This window comes from Paenibacillus taichungensis (assembly GCF_050994985.1).
Lineage (GTDB): Bacteria > Bacillota > Bacilli > Paenibacillales > Paenibacillaceae > Paenibacillus > Paenibacillus taichungensis.
On sequence record NZ_CP194720.1, the window covers coordinates 5286808 to 5307562 of the forward strand.

Below are 20755 nucleotides of genomic sequence, written 5' to 3' on the forward strand. Positions count from 1 at the left end.
TTTTCAAAGATCAAACTCATTTTCGTTACTGCCGTCGTTCTCTTCAGCAACTCTTATATAATATCATTTCCGAACCAACTTTGCAAGCATTTTTTTAAGTTTCTTTCGAAGCTTATTTCATTCGCTTGCCGCACCGTGTTTCTCGTGTTTTCTTGGCCGGAATAAGAATATACCATGTACAGATTTGGAATGCAAGATTTATTTTTAATTTTATCTATGGGCGCTCCTCTTCTTCCTCCCTACCAGTATTATTTCTTATACGATACTCATCCTGCAGCAACAACTCCCTTTCCAAACTCGGGAGAATAGCAACTCTCTCACATTACACCAGTTTCATGTAATCCTCATCGTGATGTTTTTCAAGTTTGCTATTCTAATATACACATTAGGGCCTGATGATCTCACCATCCGAGCCGCTTACATCAAAGAAACCAACGTTATGTTTCCTACCAACTCACGCATCATTTTATTGGCGTCTTCTGCAACAGAGCACGCGAATGAAGCATAAATCACTTCTTTTCCTAGCGAGTATTCTGTTAATCAATTATCTGTGCCCGCTTCTTCCGTCGCTTCAAACACTATGTTCCTTCTATATATTATAGAAGAAAGTCAATTTCGATCTCCCACAGATTAAGAATATCCCTTGTAGAACATTTCAAAGAGTCTCCTGTCCCTTCTTTTAAAAGCTCATGCTACATATATAAGAAACAAAAAAGCGAAAGCCCCGTTAAAGTACCAAGGCTTCCGCTTCTTTCATTTGTATAAATAAGAAATACATTATAAGTCTCTGACCCAATTCATTCAGTCAAACTTTTATTCTCCACCGATAAATACATACCGGCATATAACAATGATAGCCAATATCCACATAAGCCAGTGGATCTTCACTTTGCGCTCCGTAACCAGATTGCTGAATACGGCCAGAATTACATAGGATACAATCCCTGCGGAAATCCCGTTTGCAATTCCTCCAGTGAAAGGCATCAATACAATAGTAAGAAACGCCGGGAAAGCTTGCAGGAAGTCATCCCACTCAATGCTGCGAACCTGACTCATCATCAAAACACCCACGATAATCAATGCTGGAGCTGTTGCTGCGGACGGAACAACCAATGCCAGCGGAGCTATAAACAAAGCCAGGATGAACAGGATACCTGTCGTTACAGAGGTCAGACCTGTACGTCCACCAGCTTCAACGCCAGAGGCACTTTCAACAAAAGCGGTAATTGTACTTGTACCCAGTGCAGCCCCTGCACTTACACCCACTGCATCGACGAGCATTGCTTTACCAATTGTTTTCTCGCCTTTTTTCTTGTCCTTCATAATCCCCATTCGTGTTGCTGTACCCACCATCGTTCCAAATGTGTCAAACAACTCAACAAAGGTGAAGATGAAGATGATTTCAAACAATCCAAGACTAATGGCACCTTTCAAATCCAGTTGTCCAACTGCCAGATCGCTGAAGTTAGGGAGCCAGCTTGCACCGGACAAGCCGCTGAGATTCGTAACGCCCATCGGGATACCAATCAACGTTGTGGCAATGATACCGATTAGCAATGCACCTTTGACGCGCATAACCATCAGTACAGCAATAATGAGCAGTCCAATCAGAGCCAGTAACGCATCATGATGCGTGATGAAATTACCCAAAGACAGATTAAAGCTGCTGCCCGGAATCGGTTGGCTCAGATCTGCATCAGGTGCAACATTAACTGTTACAGCCACCAGATTGGCCAGTTTGAAACCTACAATGGTAATAAAGAGACCAATACCAACTGTGATTGCCATTTTTAATGAGTCTGGAACTGCAACGAGCAGCATTTGACGAATTTTGGTCACTGTCAAAATAATAAACACGATACCTGAGATAAATACGGCTCCGAGAGCTGCCTGCCAGGAAATCGCACCGTTGGAACTCAGAACCACGGTCATGAAGTACGCGTTCAAACCCATACCTGGTGCAAGGGCGATCGGAATGTTAACGAACAATCCCATAATGATGGTCATCAAACCGGCACCTACGGCTGTTGCAAAAAATACTGCATTGTCCGACATACCGGCTCCGGCCGATCCCAAGAACAACGTGTTTACGAAAAGAATGTACGCCATTGTCATAAAGGTAGTAAGACCCGCAACAATCTCCGTTCTAACGTTCGTTCCGTTTTCTTTTAGTTTAAAGAAACGATCCATAATTCACTAATTCCTCCTTAGAGATGTTGAAGCCTTATTGAAAACGACAAATACCCCTGAAGATGAATGCATCACCCAGGGTTTTAGCTGATGAGGAGTGGCACTGTGCCAATTACGGAGAACAAAAAAAATTCTAATGTGCGTGATGTCATGCCCGACGCAACCATGTAGAATTCATGTGCTCAGCCTTCTCCTCTTCGTAGCCAGATCATTAGGGTGATCTCGTAGAGACTCCCAGGCCAATCCCCGGGATTATACGAAGTATTATGCGCTATTTGTGTGTTTCCAATCACTATTTTAGGAGGGTTACCTCTAGTTTGTCAATGAGAAAAACGAATGTTATTGTCACTCATCATATAAATCGTTCGTATTATTTAACAAAATGAACCAGTTCAGCGGTTTACAACCCAAATAATACTGAGGTTTCCGGTGAGTTTTTCGAGTATATGTTGATCATGTCAAAGGGTGATTCCCTTCTGCACCAAATCAAAAAGCTACCGCAATCAAAGGTGGCACGCACACTTTGATTGCGGTAGCTTCATGGGTTATCGTTACCGAGAAAATGGTTATGTGATGAGGATCATGTATTTGAATATTCAAAAAGCTTAGGTATAGAGAGCAGGCTGCCACGGTTACTAATTCATTTTTTACATGGTAAGTCCTATCATTATGCTAAATCTCTGTCTGATGCGCGTCCTGTGCCTGCTGTTGTTCCTGACCTATATTATCGGAAGATCCCTCAGACAACTCCTGATTCTGGGCTTGATCGGAAGACGAATCTGCTGCCTCTAAATTCACAAATGAAGATTCTCCCGCACCAAGAGCCAAGTCCTGCATACCCGAGCCGCATCCTGCCAGCATCACCATCAGAAACGCACTTCCAATGCCCATCTTCCATTTGCTCATATTGTCGGTTTTACGCATACATTCAATTCTCCTTTCGTTGCCACATAGCCGTATTCTGTACTTAGTGTACAAGCCCCACATGAAAACAATCTGAAACGAACCTAAAAAAGGAATTAAATATTCAGAGATTCATCGTTATACCACCATCCGCTCTCATCCCACATGCCTGCTGCCATTATCGCCTGCTGCGCCACTTTTTGCTGTTTGGCACTTTTCAAATGAACGATCATTCTTTCCAAACATTTATGATGAATCAAAGATTCGATATCTTCGGCGGTAAGATGTTTCATTTGCAGAAGAGCGAGCTCTTTCAGGCTTTTGGAAGTCTTTGCCCAATCGATACTCTCTACATTCACATTGTTCAGGAAAACACGCTGTAATTCAGTCAGATTTTCAAGAGAAGGCAGACTCGTTAGATGCGGCTGGTCCTCTATCCCTAATAAGCGCAACCCCTTCAGTTCAGGCAATACGGATAGATCTGATAGTCCTTTCACCCTTAGGAGCTTCAACAATTGCAAGGATTTCAATTCCGCAAGGCTATCCAGATTCTCTGCTCCACCAAAACTGAGATGAAGTTCGCTCAAATCCGTTACATCTTTTAAGTATCCCAATTCCTTTAATGGCATTCCCGAAATATAGAGGGACCGGAGTGATGACAACGTTCCGATCGTTTCGATGTTAGTTGTATGACCATTCACACTCAGCGTTTCAAGCTCAGTAAAGCGGTTAAGTACGGACAAATCCGTTTTCTTCGTTTTGGTTTTACCGATGCGGAGCTGCTGTAAAGTGGTAGGTAAAAGCGCCAATACATCAAGAGACTCCGCTTCAAATACGTCAAAAGCAAACTCTTTTAGCCTTAGCAATTCGCCTATGCCCTCAATTCCATTAATGCGTCTGTTACAATCAATCACAAGCTTTTCTACATGGTTCATATATGTTAGAACAGACAAGTCGCCAGATTGCGAATGAAAACCATATATACGAAAAGTAACATCGGGTCTGTTGGCAAACAGCTCCTCATTCAATATCTGCATCAGGTTTACATCCGGGATATTGTGTTCGCTGTATTGAACAATCTTTAGTTCAGGATGAGCCGTAAGTGCAGCAACCTCTTCATGAGTCCATCCTGGGTTGAGTTCGATTCTTTCCTTCATCCGCTATAGTTCCTCCTTGCAGAGTGTTCTTCCTCGTTAATCTATTGGATGGTCCATCATTATCATAAATCAAAGTATAAATAACGTCTGGTGCAAACACAAAATTAAAAAAAAGAGACCGAAGCTCCTTTGACGGAAACTCCGATCTCTTGTTATTAAATCTGTATAGATAACTTCTATTCCCACTCAATCGTTGCTGGTGGTTTGGAAGTTACGTCATACACGATACGGTTTACGTTGTCCACTTCGTTAACGATCCGCACGGAGATTTTCTCCAATACGTCCCAAGGGATACGCGCCCAGTCAGCTGTCATACCGTCGATGGATGTTACAGCACGGATACCTACAGTGTAGGAATACGTACGCGCGTCACCCATAACCCCAACACTCTTCATGTTAGGCAAGGCTGTAAAGTATTGCCAAATTTCACGATCAAGACCGGCTTTGGCAATCTCCTCGCGCAGGATGTAGTCCGAATCACGAACGATTTTGAGCTTGTCCTCCGTTACTTCGCCAAGCACACGGATCGCAAGACCCGGACCTGGGAACGGCTGACGCCATACGATTGCTTCTGGCAGACCGCACTCTTCGCCGACTTTACGCACTTCGTCTTTGAACAAGGCACTCAGTGGTTCGATCAGCTTGAAGTTCATGTCCTCAGGCAATCCGCCCACATTGTGGTGGGATTTGATGGTTTGAGCTGTCGCTGTGCCACTTTCCACGATATCCGTGTACAGTGTACCTTGCGCCAGGAATTCAAAATCATCAAACTGCTTGGATTCTTCGTCAAATACGTAAATAAACTCGTTACCGATGATTTTACGTTTTTGTTCCGGATCATCCACGCCTGCCAGTTTGGACAGGAAACGCTCTTGTGCATCGATTTTGACAACTTTCATGTCGAATTTGCCGACGAACGTCTCCATTACGCTCTCCGCTTCGCCTTTGCGCAGCAGACCATGGTCGATAAACATACATGTCAGTTGGTCACCGATGGCTTTGTGAAGCAATGCAGCCACAACGGAAGAATCTACACCGCCGCTAAGTGCGCACAATACTTTACCGTCGCCCACTTTTTCACGAATATCTTTGATCGTATCTTCGATGAACGTCTCCATGCTCCAGTTGCCTTCACAACCACAGATTTCGTACAGGAAGTTCTTGATCATTTCATTACCGCGAACAGAGTGGCGTACTTCTGGATGGAACTGAACAGCATACAATTTGCGCTCATCGTTACTCATTGCTGCGATTGGCGCACTTTCCGTGCCTGCATCCAGTTTGAATCCAGCAGGAAGAGCAACCACGTGGTCACCATGACTCATCCATACCGTATGTTCACCTTCGATACCTTTTGCGAGAGCAGCACCTGGTGCAAACTCAATATCCGCTTTACCGTACTCACGCTTCTCAGAACGCTCCACTTTGCCATCAAGCTGTTGCGCCATAAGCTGCATTCCATAACAAATTCCGAAGATTGGCAATCCCAGATCATAAACGGCCGGATCTACGTGTGGTGCATTTTCTGCGTAAACGCTAGATGGTCCACCCGAGAACACGATTCCCTTTGGTGATAATTCTGCGATTTTCTCCGCCGGTGTGTTATACGGCAAAAGCTCGCTGTATACGCCCAGATCCCGGATTCTTCTGGCGATTAACTGGTTGTATTGGCCCCCAAAGTCAAGGACAACCACTATTTCATTTTGCTTATTCATTACCGAGCCTCCCTCAATTAATGAAACTAATTATACGCAACGACAAAACATACCGTCAAGGAAAGGCGAAACTCCTTTTTTCGACATCTCAAAACATGGCATTTTCAACGCCTGAGATTAAGGTATTCGGTCGAATATTCTCGCCTCTATTCTATATATTTCCCGATCGGAAATATAAGAAAAGGGTTGAGGCACTATTTTCAGCATAAAAGAGATCTTCCGCACGGAGTCTCATAGTGTATGATCGTGGAAAGACGCCTCGTTCGCTTTAGGGGCGAGAAAGGCGTCCTATGTTTAGCGCTGCGCTGTACTTCGTGTTACAGCGCCTGCATGCGCCGGGCCAGATGAAGTGCCCGGCGCAGGAAGTCCAGACTGTCCGCGCGCAGCGGACGGTCCGGCCCGTACAGCAGCCGTTCCCAGTCGGCTGCGAACCGCGCGATGTCCGCGCCGTCCGTGCCTGCGGCCACGGCGGGAGACGCTGCATATTCACGCAGCGTCATTCCCGGCGGCCGCGGGCCGTAACGGCGCGCGAGCGCGGCCCAGACCGGAGCGGCGGCGCTGAGCAGCCGCTCGCGGTCCGGAAAGCTGCTGCGCGGCCACGCCAGCAGCAGCCTTAGCCGCAGCGCGGGGCGAAGCCGCCGCATGCGGATGGCCCCGGCGGCGCACAGCAGCGCCGCTGCCGCAAGGGCTGCCGCGAGCCATGGGTGCGCGGCAATGGCCCGAGCGCGGGCGAGCAGCCATGCGCCCGCGTGAGCCACCCCGCCGTCCGTCTGCGGCGGGGTTACGGCAACGGGCTGCTGCCCGCTGAGCGCAGCGGCGTCTTGGCCTTCACCCTGCGTCATGGTGAAGCCTGGCGTAGCCTCGAACGGCATCCAGCCCGCGCCTGGAAAATACACTTCTACCCAGGAGTGTGCATCTCCCTGGGTCACAATGTATTGCCCCGAGACGTCCGCATCGGCTTCCCCTGGTCCGAATCCCTTAACCCAACGTGCCGGAATGCCCTCTGCACGTAGCAGCACAATCATAGCTGTCGAGAAATGATTGCAGTATCCCTGCCGTGTAACGAATAGAAAATCATCTACAAAATCAGTTCCGCGTGGCGGCATACGGGTATCCAGCGTATATTCGGCGTGGTCGGCAAGGTATGTTTTTACAGCCTGCACGGCATCATAACGGGTCTCACTCCCCTGAATGATATCCTTGGCAAGAGCCTGCACGCGTCCTGGAAGCGTAGTTGGTAGCTGCAGATACGTTCTGCGAATTGCCGCCGGATCTTTCATGTTGGACATCTTTCCCAGAAGGCGAAGTTGTTCAGGTGTTGCCACGGGAATCATGACATCTGCCGTATAACTTTTGACAGTTTGATTGTCATAATTAGCCGCGAGCCATAACGTTGCGGAGTCTTCATTTGATAGCAGTAAACGTCTATTCTTCTGATTATCACTATTCTTATCCTGGAACGACAGATTGAGTGGCATTCCACCTGTGAAGAGGGGATTGGGTCCTCTCCACTCTCGCTTCATCGTTACCGTTTGACGAATACGTTGCCAATAGGCTGGGTACTCCCAACCGTCGGTACGCACCAATCCGGATGGACTTGTCGTCTCAAAGCTCTGCACAGGATCACTCCAGGTGCTTCCGTTATAATATGAACGGGTCTCGCCCCGCCAATACGTAACTTCCGGACTTTTTGCCGTAAAAAAAATCGTGTCTCCCTGCACCAAAGGTGCGCCCATTGGTGCATCCGCTGTACTGTATCCTGTGACGGCAGTTGTTGCAGGAATACTTCCGTGCTGTGTATAGCCTGCCCAGCGGGCCAAACGCTCACCCATCTGCTCAAGTGAAATACGTTCCGGTGGAGGAATAGTGGCAAGCTGACCAGGGATTGCTGAGAAAAGTACCATGCCTGTCGACACCGCAAGCGTTACCGCAGACCAACGGCCATAAGGACTATGCTTAAAGATCGGTGTGGTGACCCCGCCGTTAAGGCGAAGCAACTGTAACATGGCCTGAATGAGTAGAATCCACAACACAGAACGTATCACGGAAGCATATACATCCAACCCGGCAAAGGATTCAAGCAGCAGTAGATAGACCAATGTTGCACTCCCAAAAAGCATCACACTTCGTCGCAGCAGTACCAGTGACTGCACGGAAGCCATCAGCATGCTCCAACCGCACATCATGAGCAGACCTCTTGTCTCCACACTAATCGAGTGAAAACGCCACGTACTCATGAAACTGCCCATGTCGGTAGAAAGAGTTGTCGGATAGGTAACTGCCCATCCAGCAAGGTCATTACCTCCATACATGCAACATAATGCGGCTAGAGCAATGAAGAGTCTAATCAGTATTCCCGTGATCCAACCCGTACGAAGTAACCCCGCGAGCAGCAAGGCCCCCGTTAATCCTGCCATCACGGATAAGAATCGTTCACTGCCCTGCTGACCCGTTGACGTAACCGGATAAATCCACTCCATGGACAATATAAGCAAAATGGCAGAAAGACCGATTCTGTAAAGGAGAGGCTCCGAACTGTAGCCGGGACTCTTCAAATCTACTCCAGATGTCCTGGTTTCAGCTTTATATATGGAATGCACAGACTCTAACCCCAAACTTGCGGTGTGCCTCCGGTCAGCCACAGTGGAATTCGCTTGAGAGTTTCCATTATGCTCCCACATCCGTTACCTCCGCCTTTCTCATTGAAGGTAAAGAGCCGTCTGTAATCCAATGGATCTGTACTCCACTTTGACGAAGTTGTTCCACACTTTCATTGTCCATGTCACGAATAGTTTGATCTGTTGCAATGGACTGTGCTGTTGCTACAGCTACAGTGGTATCTGCCGCATCAACATGATGTCCTCGCTTCTGAGCCATATGGCTGCTGAGTGATTCCGCTCGCGATATAGATGATGAACCTTCTCCGGCCATGAACTCCGTTAACTGGACCTCTACCCTGTATCCCAACCTGATTGCACACATTACCCACTCCACCAAAGCGTCATCCATTTTGCCAGTGAGGATCACAATTCGTGAGCCGATCGCCATTCTATCCAACATCTCTGTACGAAGCGATGGAGATACAGCTTGAGGCGCGGAAATTCGCGCCTGAGCCAGCTTGTCCAGCGCATGATTTTCAGGCGAGTGCAGGAGTTCTTGCTGCCATATCTCCTGATGAGCAGATCCTGACCCACCACCTTCCGTCCACAGTTGATAAGGAATATTGTCACGTTCAGCGGTATGAATCCAACGGGCAGCTGCACGGACTACACGTTCAAAAGCGGGCGTATCTCTCTTCTCTGACTGCCGCACTTCATAACCGGATGCGCCTTCATACACCAGTATACCCAGCGAGACAGAATCAGAGGTTTCAGGCAAAAATGTCTGAAGTCGACCCGTTTTGGCTGTGCTTTTCCAATGAACACGCCCCAGCGGGTCTCCTTGCTGATATTCCCGGAACTCAGGACTGCGATTCCCTTGACTACTTCTTCGCTCAGACAGTGTATCTTCTCCCACTGCCGAGTATTCTCCGGGATTATTCTCACCCCATTCCGCTGCTTGGGGAACAACAATGAGCGAGGTATGATTCACAGTCTCTGCGGAGACCGTATTCCATCCGAAAACATCACCCCAGTACAATCTGCTTGATTCCCATCTGTATACACCTCTGCGCAAACCCGATAATTCATATTGATACGTAAACTGGCGACGGGTTCCCGGAAATAGTAACTTACGGTGTACACCAGCAGGTGTATTCTCACACAGAATGATCCATAACAGTGGAATCGGGCAGTCGAATTTCAGTTCCACGGCCACTCGCGTTCTTTCGCCTGCCACAACCCGATTCGCATGCATTTGCCGCCGAATGTTAATATTGCGCGGTCCAAAAAAATGGATAATCAGTGCGCTTGCGAGCATCAAGGCTGCCATAATGGATAGAAAAAGCGCGGCCTTGCCGCCATGCCATACATACAAAGAGGCAAAAACTATGACCAGGATAGCACCCAACATCCGTTGACCCAGCGCAGTCATTGACGCCGTCCCCTTCCCTGTGCCGCCATCTGTACAGGTACAGGAACCGATGACAGAGCTTCCTGAATCACCTGCGCCTGTGCCCAGATTTCCGCTCTGTTCTGGGATTTCAATTGAACGCGATGGGATAGGACAGGCACAGCCATCTCTTTCACATCATCGGGAATGACATAACTGCGTCCTTGCAGGTAAGCAAACGATTGTGCAGCGGCCATCCAGGCCAATGTTCCGCGCGGGCTGATACCCAGTCTTACCGCAGGGTGAGTTCTGGAGGCAACGGCAACAGCAACCAGATACTGTTTGACAACAGAGTCCACATGTACATGTTTTACTTCACGCTGCATGGCTACGACTTCTTCAGCAAGCATGACAGGGCGAAGTTCATCAAGCAGTTCTCTGCTTTGCATCCGGGTTAACAGTTCGACTTCCTGCTCCGGATCAGGATACCCCAGTCCAATCTTCATGATAAAACGATCCAGCTGCGCTTCAGGCAAACGATAAGTGCCCTCAAACTGCAACGGATTCTGCGTCGCCAGCAAAAAGAATGGGCGCGGCAAAGCATAGGTTGTGCCATCCACCGTAACGCGCCGTTCCTCCATCGCTTCCAGAAGTGCTGACTGAGTGCGGGGGGAAGCGCGATTGATTTCATCGGCCAGCACAATATTGGACATGACGGGTCCTGATCGAAACTTAAATTCTCCCGTATGCGGATGATACATCGACGTGCCCGTCACATCTGCCGGCATCACATCCGACGTGAACTGAATTCGTCCCATGGAGCAATCCAGTGCAGAAGCGACGGCGCGAACCAGCATCGTTTTGCCGGTACCCGGTACATCTTCCAGAAGTACATGACCTCCACTCAGCATTGCAGTTAACACATAACGAATCTCTTGTTTTTTGCCAATGATCACACTTTCAACTCGCTTCATAACTCTATTCAGCAATTCTACAGCATGTTCATGTTCCATTCGGATATAAGACATATCTTCTAATCTCCTTCCATCCATCGGCATTCCTGAACCATACTAATCTATGATTCAGTGTTGCCCGGAAGTAGAGAGAATAGTCCTGTACGAACGACTTTATTCAGATCAATTTATCCAAATACATGCTGTTAGCTGCTGCTAGAGGAACGCTGGCTTTAACCATCCATTCCTTTTCATTCGCCTTTAGTGAATCAACGGTTACTCCCATATGCTCCATCAATTCACGCAGCGGAACCCAGATCGTTCCCCCCTGACTCTGCACGACTCCCTCTGTTGTTCTGTCATTCAACTGGTCTGAACGTTTCGTTGTCAGATCTCCGCTGACACTGTCTGCATGGATGGTTCGATCTTTCCATACGGCTGTGGCTGTTCGGGTCTCTGCATTCCAACGAGCGCTACCACCGAACTTTTTCATAAAGGTCCGCAAAGGCACCATGATCCGCTGATCTTCCACGCGAAATTCTCCTGGCTTCAATGTGGCTGCTGCCAATCCAATTTCCACCTTCAGTTCCTTGCCGGCCAACCACAGGTTGCTGTTCTCTTGTACATTTTCTGCGATCCATTCCTTACTCGGGGCTTTGCGAGACTTGTATTTACCATTGGAATCGGTTCGGAATTGAACAGGCTCATCCGAGGCCTTCATCGTGTCAAAACGAAATCCCTGATCGCTGTAATACTTGATAATGCCAGGTAGTGCTTTTACCGTCTCGGCATGAGCGCCTCCATCATGCATCAATACAATGACCGAACGTGCTCCGGCAGGCACCTTGGTCGCATTGCGTAAGATTTCTTTGGCTGGAACACCCTTCCGTTTGGAATCACCACTGTCTACGTTCCAGTCCATAACGGTGTACCCGCCCAATTTCAGCAGATCAAAATAACTCTTATCAAAATGTCCGTAGGTACCGCCCGGTGCCCGGACCAGATTCGGTCTAAATCCGGTAATTCGCTCTACGACTGCCTCTGTCTGTTTGATCTGCTTCCAGAACACTTTGAAATCACTATATAGCTGTTCATAATTATGATTAAACGTATGATTGCCCAAAGCATGTCCATCTTCCACAACCGCACGGATCATCTCAGGATAACGTTCTGCCTGCTCTCCAAGCACAAAAAATGTAGCCAAAACCTGTTCCTTGCGCAAAATATCCAATACTTCACGGGTATGGTTACCCGGTCCATCGTCAAAACTCAAATAGACTACCTTATCTTGAGGATTCTCTTCTTTAGGGGCAGGTGCATCAGACCCCGATACAGAGGAAGCGTAAGTTGTGCCTGCAGATGCAGCGAATACACACAGCAGTACAACTATGCGAAGTATTAGTACAGACCATTTTCCAGATAATAATGTATGTATTGGCGTTAACATGTACGAATCGACCTCCAACGTCTCTAGTGAATTTGCTGATAGACTTCAGCAGATTTGTTAGAATTATATGGAGGACGCACTGAAAAAAGACGCGATTTTGTTTTATAATTTTTCACAATTTGGGATGGCTCGCGATTGATTCTTGGCTTCGGATTAGGTAGCATAATGGACAGGTAGGATCGTGAACAAAACTCCTTGGAGAGTAAACATCTCCTCCCACCCTGTCTGCAGGAGAGTGAAGTCTATTGGAATTGCTTGAGAAGGTCCAGCATCTGTTTGGATCCTACGGATACAGCGTTTTGTTTTTTGGTTTATTGCTGGAATTCATCGCCCTTCCCTTCCCGGGAGAAACGACTATGGCTTATGCAGGATTTCTGTCCTACAAGGGTCATCTGGACTTTGGAATACTTGCCATCCTTGCTTTTCTGGGAACGACGATTGGCATGACGATCACTTATTTTATTGGGGCCAAAGCAGGTCTACCGTTCATTACACGATATGGCAAATGGTTTCTGATGAAACAGGACAAGCTGGATAAAACGCAAAAGTGGTTTGCTAAGTACGGTAATGCCCTGATCTTCATCGGTTATTTCATTCCGGGAGTGAGACATTTCACCGGATATTTCGCGGGTATAGCCGCTGTTCCCTTTCGTAAATTCGCTCTCTATGCCTATTCAGGCGCACTGTTCTGGGTCATGCTGTTCCTAGGCATTGGCAAAATATTTGGACCGCAATGGAACGCTGTGTTTCAGCTTGTTCATCAATATGCACCTTACATCGTGGCGGGGATCGGACTGCTGCTGATTGCAGCCGTACTGTACCGTTATCGAAAAGCGTGGGCAGCTCGATCGTTGCGCAAACCTGCCGCTATTCGGCAAAGACAAAAATAAACGACAGCACTCACATATTAGTCGATGATATCAATGGTTGGATTCAGACACATTTAGCTCAGAGATTTTTGTCCCTGTGGAACCTCAGGTTATATTTTCTGTTTCTGATAATAGCAAGGAGCTGCATATCGCGGCTCCTTTTTTATGTTCTTCTTTTGCTTATACGTCTAATGTTAAAAACCTCACGCGCCCTTAACCATCCATAGGTTGTAAGCAAAACAGCAATGGCCGCAAAACCCAATCCGCCTGCAAAACCAAGCTTCCGTGGCTCCACCACTTCTAATAACAAACCCGCACCAAACATGGATAACCCCAGCATGGTACTACTGCAAGCCGTCACCAAGCCATAGATGAGCCCTCGGTATTTCTCAGGTGTTTCATTCATCAGCAATGTATCCAGACAAGCATTGCCTATTCCTGACATAAGGGCCAGCAGAATATAAATCAGCACTGCGATCACTGGCAGAGTCACCACACTAAGCAGCATAAGTAATCCCCCTTCCACAAGTAGACACAGGACTACTCCCGGAAGCAGCCAATGCTGAAAATAACGAGAGTACCAGTTGCTTAATACCAGCCCTGTCCCAAGCGCCGCATAGAACAGACCTACACCCCAATCCCCAAGGGAAAATACTTCAATTGCATAAACACTGATCAATACATTATCAATCCCGTTGATGACAGGGACCCATAACTCGAATAGGATGATGATCTGTAATGCTACAGAGGATCGAACCAGCCTCCATATCACCGAAGGAACATGATCTGCACCTTTGGTACGAGTAATCACTGAAGATTTACCAGAAGCTGCTGTGGCTGATCTCTCCATACTTTCAAGTGATATCTCATTTGATTCCGTACCCATTCTGGATGGAAACGAGACTTTTCGGATCAAAACAGCAGCCAACAAAAAGCACACCGCATTAGTTATAAACGCAGCCTGCGGCCCCATGACTGATGAGGTGATTCCCCCAAGAAAGGCACCTACGATCAGCACCGTACCATTCATTACCTGTTCAAGTCCGTTAATTTTGAGCAAATGTTCCGGCTGTACAAGCAGTGGAATACCTGATTTGCGGACCGGCGCATAGAGAGCCTCAGCACAGGCTAGTAAAGTACTCGCGGTATATAGGATCCACAAATCATCTGCACTATCTACGAGTAAATAGCTCATAGCAAGAGGCACCCTTATCAAATTGGTAAACAGCATAATCTTCCGCCGTGAGAAACGCATGGTTAACAAGCCGCCTGCAGGAGCAAGCAACAGAAATGGAAGCACACGCAGACCAAGGGCCAGTCCTACAGCAAGTCCAGATCCTGTTGTGCTGAGAATTAACGAAAGCATGGCTACCTGACAGAAACGGTCACCTATGCCGTTCACTAATCCCGCGATAAAGAACTTGCGGTATTCCGATTCTTTTTGTAGCAGGGTCAGAACGGAAGATCTAAACAACATCACGAATCCTCTTTTCAAATAAATAAATTAGATATAAATCTAATTAGATGATATTCTAATTTAAAAGGATTGACAATGTTCTTTTTTTATTTTGTGGGATATTCAATAACGCTTTTGTGATAATCCTGATTCATCCAGGTCATACTAATTTGCAAATATAGGGTGAATAAGGGGTGAAGGAATGAGTACAGCAGCGCAGAGCAGTCAGGATCAGAGAATATCTCCGAATCTTACGGAAAATGTAGACTACTGCAAAAAAGTGATGGGGAATAGCAAAGACTTGATGGTTCGTCCACTGCAATGTCTGCACAAATGGCCTTCTGTCATGTTGTACATCGATGGAATGGTGGATGTGCAGATTATTAACCATTCCATCCTGGAATCCTTGTTACAAACCCGAGAGATACCTGAATTTTCGGCAGATAATGAGCATCTGATTTATCTTCAGAATGACGTGCTGGCAGCCAGCAACGTGATATTGATCGATGAGATAAAAGACGTTCTTGACGCCCTTTTGGCGGGCTTTGCCGTTGTACTTCTAGAAGGCTCCAATCAGGGCCTGAAAATTGCAGCAGCAGGTTGGGAGGATCGTGCCGTCGGTGAACCGATCTCCCAGACGGTTGTTCGCGGTCCCATGGAGGGCTTTAATGAAAACTTGCGTACGAATACAGGGTTAATACGCAAACGAATTCGAGACCCTCATCTTTGGATTGAAGAAAGGGAGATTGGGCGAGTCTCTAATACCAGAGTTGCCGTGTTATATCTGGAGCATATCGTCGATCAAGAGGTTGTTCAAGAACTGCGGCGCAGACTTGATGAGATTGATATTGACGCTATTCTAGAAAGCGGATATATCGAAGAGCTTGTGCAAGACAAAACAGGTACGATCTTCCCTACGGTCTATAACAGCGAGCGACCAGACACCGTATGTGCTGCACTGCTCGAAGGTCGGGTAGCGATCATTATAGACGGCACTCCATTCGTACTGCTTGTCCCAGCCCTGTTTGTTCATTTCTTTCAGTCTCCCGAAGACTACTACCAACGGGCTGATATTAGCTCATTAATTCGAATGATTCGGTACTTAGCCTTCTTTATTGCGCTGCTCGCTCCATCCTTCTATATTGCCATTACAACCTTTCATCAAGAGATGCTGCCTACCAACCTGCTTATCAGTTTGGCAGCGCAGCGTGAAGGCGTTCCATTCCCGGCATTTATTGAAGCCATCTTAATGGAATTGACCTATGAAATTTTGCGGGAAGCTGGCATACGGATTCCGAAAACGGTCGGTCAGGCTGTTTCCATTGTGGGTACCCTTGTTATTGGTCAGGCCGCAGTAGATGCTGGCGTTGTATCGGCTGCCATGGTTATTATCGTATCCATTACAGCGATATCCAGTTATGTTATTCCGGAAAATGGACTCTCCATTTCTGTGCGGATTCTGCGATTTGTCCTGATGATTCTGGCTGCTGCCTTTGGTTTCTACGGAATTCTGATGGTTCTACTGATTACAGTAACCCATCTATGCAGTTTAAGATCTTTTGGTGTGTCTTATATGTCCCCGTTCGCACCTTACATCGGGAAGGATCTCAAAGATACCATATTCCGCGTGCCTTGGACCCGGATGAAAACCCGTCCGCTCTCTACCGGAACTGCGAACGAAACCAGACAAGCTAACAAAAAAACGAAGCGATAATCGGTAAGGAGAACGTGTATGAACAAATGCCTACAATTGATTCTATCTTTTGCCGTTCTGCTCCCTCTCCTTACCGGATGCTGGGATCGACAGGAACTCAATGAGCTTGGCATCATGCTGGGTCTTGGTGTAGACAAGGATGGCGATATGATTAAGGTTAGTGCTCAAGTGGTTGTTCCCAATGAAGTATCCTCCAAGTCAGGAGGAGGTAAAGGAACGCCTGTGACTCAGTATCAGGCTTCTGCGCCTACCTTGTTTGAAGCCATTCAAAAGTTAACGGAATCTAGCCCACGTCGTATATTCATGGCACATATCCGCGTGATGGTCATTGGCGAAGAGTATGCTCGCAAAGTGGGCATTTATGATATCACAGAAGCATTAATGCGCGAGCCTACGGTTCGTCCTGACTATTACGTCATGGTTGCACGAAATACAACAGCTTCCAAGGTGCTAGATGTGCTGACACCACTTGAAAATTTACCTGCGGAGAAGATGTTCAATTCATTGGATGTATCCACCAAGACTTGGTCACCCACAACAACCGTAACTGGGGATCAGTTAATGGAATACCTTTTGGCTCCTGGAATACAGCCTGTAATTACCGGAGTGGAGGTTGTTGGTCAACCTGAGAAAAGTGGAAGTCAAGCTAACATTGCGACCATTAAGGCTCCTGCTAGCCTCAACTCAACAGGACTGTCTGTATTCAAGGGAGACAAGCTGATTGGGTGGCTAACCGAGGATGAATCCAAGGGATATAACTACATTCGAAACAATGTGGTATCCACCATCAGCCATCTTCCCTGCCGAAAAGAAGGATATGTGACCTTCAAAACACTTCGTACAACGACCAAACGGAAAGCAAAAGTCGTAGCAGATCACCCTTTAATCAATATTAAAATCAAAAATGTATCTTCCATAGGTGCCGTTGAATGTGGAATCAAAATCGGTTCGATGAAAGTACTCAAGGAATTGGAACAGGACAGTGAGGAACGGCTTGTAGAACTGATGCAAAAATCCATCAAATCGGTACAGCGCAAGTTTCACGTTGATATTTTCGGATTCGGGCAAGAGGTCTACCATGCTGATCCAAAGTTCTTCAAAAAGGTGGAGAAAGATTGGGATAGTTATTTGGAAAATCTGGATGTTCATTACGATGTCAATGTTCAAATCAAACGTGTAGGTACACTGGATGATTCGTTCAAAGATCAAATTAGGGAGTGAGACAGGTGTTAATTACACTTAGTGTCATTGTGACCGCAGGGCTCATTGGGTGGTTAGATCTGCCGGGGCTCATACGTAGCAAGGAATGGAAAGAATTAGCTGTTTACAGTGTCTTACTGCTCTTGGCTACCATTCTCAGTGTCTTTGCGGCCAACCTGTGGGAAATCCCAAGCCCACTTTATCTCATCATATGGATCTATGAACCTGTAAATCAATTTCTGGCACACTTGACTGGAACTTAAGGAAAAAAGGAGGGGACATTATGCTTGAACAGGGTCGCATCGGAACAAGACAATTGTCCATCCTCATTTTTATGATGGTGGTCGGGGATATGATGCTCATCTATCCCTCGGTCATCACATCCTATGCCAAACAAGATGCCTGGATATGCGCTCTTGTCGGGGTTCCGTTGGGAATGGCCCTCACGCTCATGTTTTTAAAGCTGTGTAGTCTGTATCCGGAGGAAAATCTGATACAGATTTCACGGAGCATTCTGGGATTTTGGCCAGGCAGTCTTGTATCCGCATTTTACCTATTCTTTTTTGTAATAGGTGCCTCTACGCACACCCGAGAGGTCGGAGATTTCCTAACTTCCCAAATCTTTCAGTACACCCCGATTCGAGTCATCATTCTGATGTTTGTTATTACAGTTGGCTGGGGGTTATATCATGGTCTGGAGACGATGGGGAGAAGCAGTGAATTGCTGATGCCTATCCTTATCGTGTTTATTCTCGTGCTTGCATTCTGTCTACTACCTCAGATTGATCCCAGCAATTTAAAGCCTGCTACAGATACTGGCGTTGTTCCCATCCTGCAGGGTATTCTCATAAGTATCATATATCCCGTAGGTGAACTGGTCCCCATTATGATGATTATTCCCTACACGCTAAAACAGGCTCACCGAACTCGGGATGTTCTTATGGCGGCAGGACTTGGCAACTTGTTGCTGGCTATATTGGTTACCATCTCTCTGCTTGTTCTAGGTGCTTTCCTTACACAGCACAACATCTATGCTTCCTTTGTTTTATCTCAGAAGATAAACATCGGTGGTTTCTTTGAGCGTATTGAAGCCATCATGGCCTCTTCCTGGCTGATCTCCACGTATGTTAAAGCGATGGTGTATATGTACGCATTTATCGTCGGATGCGCCGAACTATTTAAGCTCAAGCAGTATCGGATACTCATCCTGCCTGCATCATTGTTTATATTCGGCCTTGCCAATCTGGTTTCGCCCAATTTGACCTTCATCGTCATTACGGTCGTCCCATATTGGGTAGATTGGGACACCACATTGAGCATTATTTTGCCGGGACTGTTACTGTTGGTGCACATGTTCAAAATGCGCTGGAAAAACAAACCTTCGGGATAAGGAAATGCTGAAGTTCTACTATGTCAGTAAGGAGACTGGAGACCATGATAATTAAAGATAAAATTACCATTAGGCAATTCACCTTGCTTACCTTTCTTGTCATGGTTGGGGATATGATTTTGATCTATCCATCGTTGGTCACTACCTTGGGTAAACAGGATGCATGGATATGCTCATTCCTCAGTCAGCCCATCGGTCTATTTATCATTTGGATTTTGTACAAACTACAACAAACCTCCCCTGAACTATCTTTAATAGAAATTTGCAAGAAATTGCTTGGTACATGGATTGGATCGGTCTTGTCTATTGGTTACCTATTCTATTTTGCAATAGGCGCTGCCATTTGTATCCGCGAAGTTGGAGACTTTATGACGACTCAAATCTACCTCGAGACCCCCATCCGTGTCATTTTGATTATGCTCATGTGTTCACTGATCTGGGGCCTAATGAAAGGATTGCAAACCATGGGAGCAACCAGTGAACTATTGACCCCTATTGTTGTTGTCTTCATGGCACTCCTGTTCGTGGGGTTGCTGCCCAACATAAAAGTTTCACATCTGCAGCCTATCTTTAACATCAGCCGGGTTCATTTAATTGAAACCGTTGTACGTGGAGCATTTACATCCTTCGGGGAGTTGCTCGTGCTTACGATGATTCTTCCTTATGTAGTGTCAGGGCCGCACCTTAAACGAGACCTGTTGCTTGCCACTTTCTGCGGAGGTCTGCTCCTGTGTATACTGTTATTGTTTTCCCTTATGGTTGTGGGCCCTTTCCTAACCCAACATAACATTTTTATTTCGTATACCCTGTCTCAAAAAATTAATATCGGTAACTTCTTTGAGCGTATTGAAGCCTTCATGGCTACTGCCTGGTTAATTGCGACCTATTTCAAAAGTCTGCTGTACATGTTCGCTTTTGTTATCGGTCTAGCTCAGCTGTTCCAGTTAAAAACATACAAACCACTCATTCTCCCTTCATCCTTGCTCATGTTTGCATTAGCCATCCTGATCTCCCCCAATGTCATTTTTTATATCGAAACCATCATGCCTGCATGGGTGGATTGGGACATGACTTGCAGTTTTATTATTCCTTTGCTGCTTTTACTTGTTCATCGCATTCGCTTTGGAAAGAACCGGAAAAATCAGCCCCCTCCAGAACGCTTGCCCACATAAAAAGGCTGTGATTCACGGTATAAACCGCGATCACAGCCTTTATTTATGAAGTAAACATATTTTCGATGTGTAGAGAACAGACGAGTTAACTTCCTAAAGTTGCTGTACAGCCTCAAGTGCTGCTTCAATATGGCCTTTAACCCGCACTTTCAACCACGACTTCAGAAGTACACCCTCTTCATCAATGAGAAATGTGGAGCGTACCATCCCCATGTATTCCTTGCCATACATCTTTTTGAGCTGCCATACGCCGTATTGCTCGGCAACCTTATGTTCTTCGTCGGATAACAGGATGAATGGCAAGCCGTATTTGGCTATGAATTTGTCGTGTTGCTTCATCGGATCAATACTAATCCCCAGAATAACTGTATTTAACCCCTTAAACTCCTCATGACGATCACGGAAATCGCACGCCTGCTGTGTACAGGAAGAGGTCATATCCTTCGGGTAAAAATAAATCAACACCCGCTGTCCGCGATAATTCGAGAGCTTCACCGTCTCTCCCGTACTGGACGGAAGTTCAAAGTCTGGTGCCAGCTTGCCTTCGGTTAATGTCATCTCATTTCCTCCTTTATCTCGTCTATCCCTTCATAACGGAC

Annotated in this window: 16 protein-coding genes and 1 riboswitch; of the genes, 6 read left to right on the forward strand and 10 right to left on the reverse strand. The window is 46.6% G+C overall.

Features of this window, described 5'->3' with window-relative positions:
* Window positions 1–813 precede the first annotated feature (813 nt).
* The 8 genes from ACR1R9_RS23740 to ACR1R9_RS23775 form a co-directional block, all read right to left on the reverse strand.
* Window positions 814–2190, reverse strand: a complete 1377-nt coding sequence (locus tag ACR1R9_RS23740; RefSeq protein ID WP_024630796.1) for an NCS2 family permease — start codon at window positions 2188–2190, stop codon at window positions 814–816.
* 180 nt (window positions 2191–2370) lie between these two features.
* Window positions 2371–2470, reverse strand: a riboswitch (purine riboswitch).
* Window positions 2471–2862: 392 nt separating this feature from the next.
* Window positions 2863–3114 (reverse strand): hypothetical protein, encoded by a 252-nt coding sequence (locus ACR1R9_RS23745; RefSeq protein WP_433948874.1) that lies wholly within the window; start codon window positions 3112–3114, stop codon window positions 2863–2865.
* A 95-nt stretch (window positions 3115–3209) separates the two neighbouring features.
* Window positions 3210–4250, reverse strand: a complete 1041-nt coding sequence (locus tag ACR1R9_RS23750; protein ID WP_433922516.1) for a hypothetical protein — start codon at window positions 4248–4250, stop codon at window positions 3210–3212.
* Window positions 4251–4426: 176 nt separating this feature from the next.
* Window positions 4427–5965 carry a glutamine-hydrolyzing GMP synthase gene (gene guaA, locus ACR1R9_RS23755; protein WP_076292234.1) on the reverse strand — a complete coding sequence of 513 codons (1539 nt, stop codon included), beginning with the start codon at window positions 5963–5965 and terminating at the stop codon, window positions 4427–4429.
* 317 nt (window positions 5966–6282) lie between these two features.
* Window positions 6283–8445, reverse strand: a complete 2163-nt coding sequence (locus ACR1R9_RS23760; protein ID WP_433922515.1) for a transglutaminase TgpA family protein — start codon at window positions 8443–8445, stop codon at window positions 6283–6285.
* A 187-nt stretch (window positions 8446–8632) separates the two neighbouring features.
* Window positions 8633–9997, reverse strand: coding sequence for a DUF58 domain-containing protein (locus tag ACR1R9_RS23765; protein WP_433922514.1), 1365 nt, complete (start codon window positions 9995–9997; stop codon window positions 8633–8635).
* Entirely contained in the window at window positions 9994–10968 is a 975-nt protein-coding gene (locus ACR1R9_RS23770) for an AAA family ATPase (RefSeq protein WP_433922513.1), read from the reverse strand. Before ACR1R9_RS23770 ends, ACR1R9_RS23765 begins: the two co-directional genes overlap by 4 nt.
* 118 nt (window positions 10969–11086) lie before the next feature.
* Entirely contained in the window at window positions 11087–12355 is a 1269-nt protein-coding gene (locus ACR1R9_RS23775) for a polysaccharide deacetylase family protein (protein WP_433922512.1), read from the reverse strand.
* 245 nt (window positions 12356–12600) lie between these two features.
* Here ACR1R9_RS23775 and ACR1R9_RS23780 point away from each other — a divergent pair, with 245 nt between their 5' ends.
* Entirely contained in the window at window positions 12601–13245 is a 645-nt protein-coding gene (locus ACR1R9_RS23780; protein WP_326064101.1) for a DedA family protein, read from the forward strand.
* A 142-nt stretch (window positions 13246–13387) separates the two neighbouring features.
* On the opposite strand, the gene ACR1R9_RS23785 is transcribed toward ACR1R9_RS23780, so the two are convergent.
* Window positions 13388–14701 carry an MFS transporter gene (locus tag ACR1R9_RS23785; protein ID WP_433922511.1) on the reverse strand — a complete coding sequence of 438 codons (1314 nt, stop codon included), beginning with the start codon at window positions 14699–14701 and terminating at the stop codon, window positions 13388–13390.
* A gap of 181 nt (window positions 14702–14882) precedes the next feature.
* On the opposite strand from ACR1R9_RS23785, the gene ACR1R9_RS23790 reads away from it, so the two are divergent.
* From ACR1R9_RS23790 to ACR1R9_RS23810, 5 genes are read left to right on the forward strand one after another with little or no spacing between them, the layout of a single operon-like run.
* Window positions 14883–16394 carry a spore germination protein gene (locus ACR1R9_RS23790; RefSeq protein WP_433922510.1) on the forward strand — a complete coding sequence of 504 codons (1512 nt, stop codon included), beginning with the start codon at window positions 14883–14885 and terminating at the stop codon, window positions 16392–16394.
* Between the two features lie 18 nt (window positions 16395–16412).
* Window positions 16413–17615, forward strand: coding sequence for a Ger(x)C family spore germination protein (locus tag ACR1R9_RS23795; RefSeq protein WP_433922509.1), 1203 nt, complete (start codon window positions 16413–16415; stop codon window positions 17613–17615).
* Between the two features lie 5 nt (window positions 17616–17620).
* On the forward strand, window positions 17621–17857 hold the full coding sequence (locus ACR1R9_RS23800) for a hypothetical protein (protein ID WP_433922508.1): 237 nt from the start codon (window positions 17621–17623) through the stop codon (window positions 17855–17857).
* 20 nt (window positions 17858–17877) lie between these two features.
* Window positions 17878–18984, forward strand: coding sequence for a GerAB/ArcD/ProY family transporter (locus ACR1R9_RS23805; RefSeq protein ID WP_433922507.1), 1107 nt, complete (start codon window positions 17878–17880; stop codon window positions 18982–18984).
* A 44-nt stretch (window positions 18985–19028) separates the two neighbouring features.
* On the forward strand, window positions 19029–20156 hold the full coding sequence (locus ACR1R9_RS23810; protein WP_433922506.1) for a GerAB/ArcD/ProY family transporter: 1128 nt from the start codon (window positions 19029–19031) through the stop codon (window positions 20154–20156).
* 93 nt (window positions 20157–20249) lie between these two features.
* On the opposite strand, the gene bcp is transcribed toward ACR1R9_RS23810, so the two are convergent.
* Window positions 20250–20714 (reverse strand): thioredoxin-dependent thiol peroxidase, encoded by a 465-nt coding sequence (bcp, locus tag ACR1R9_RS23815; protein WP_099858731.1) that lies wholly within the window; start codon window positions 20712–20714, stop codon window positions 20250–20252.
* Window positions 20715–20755: the final 41 nt, after the last annotated feature.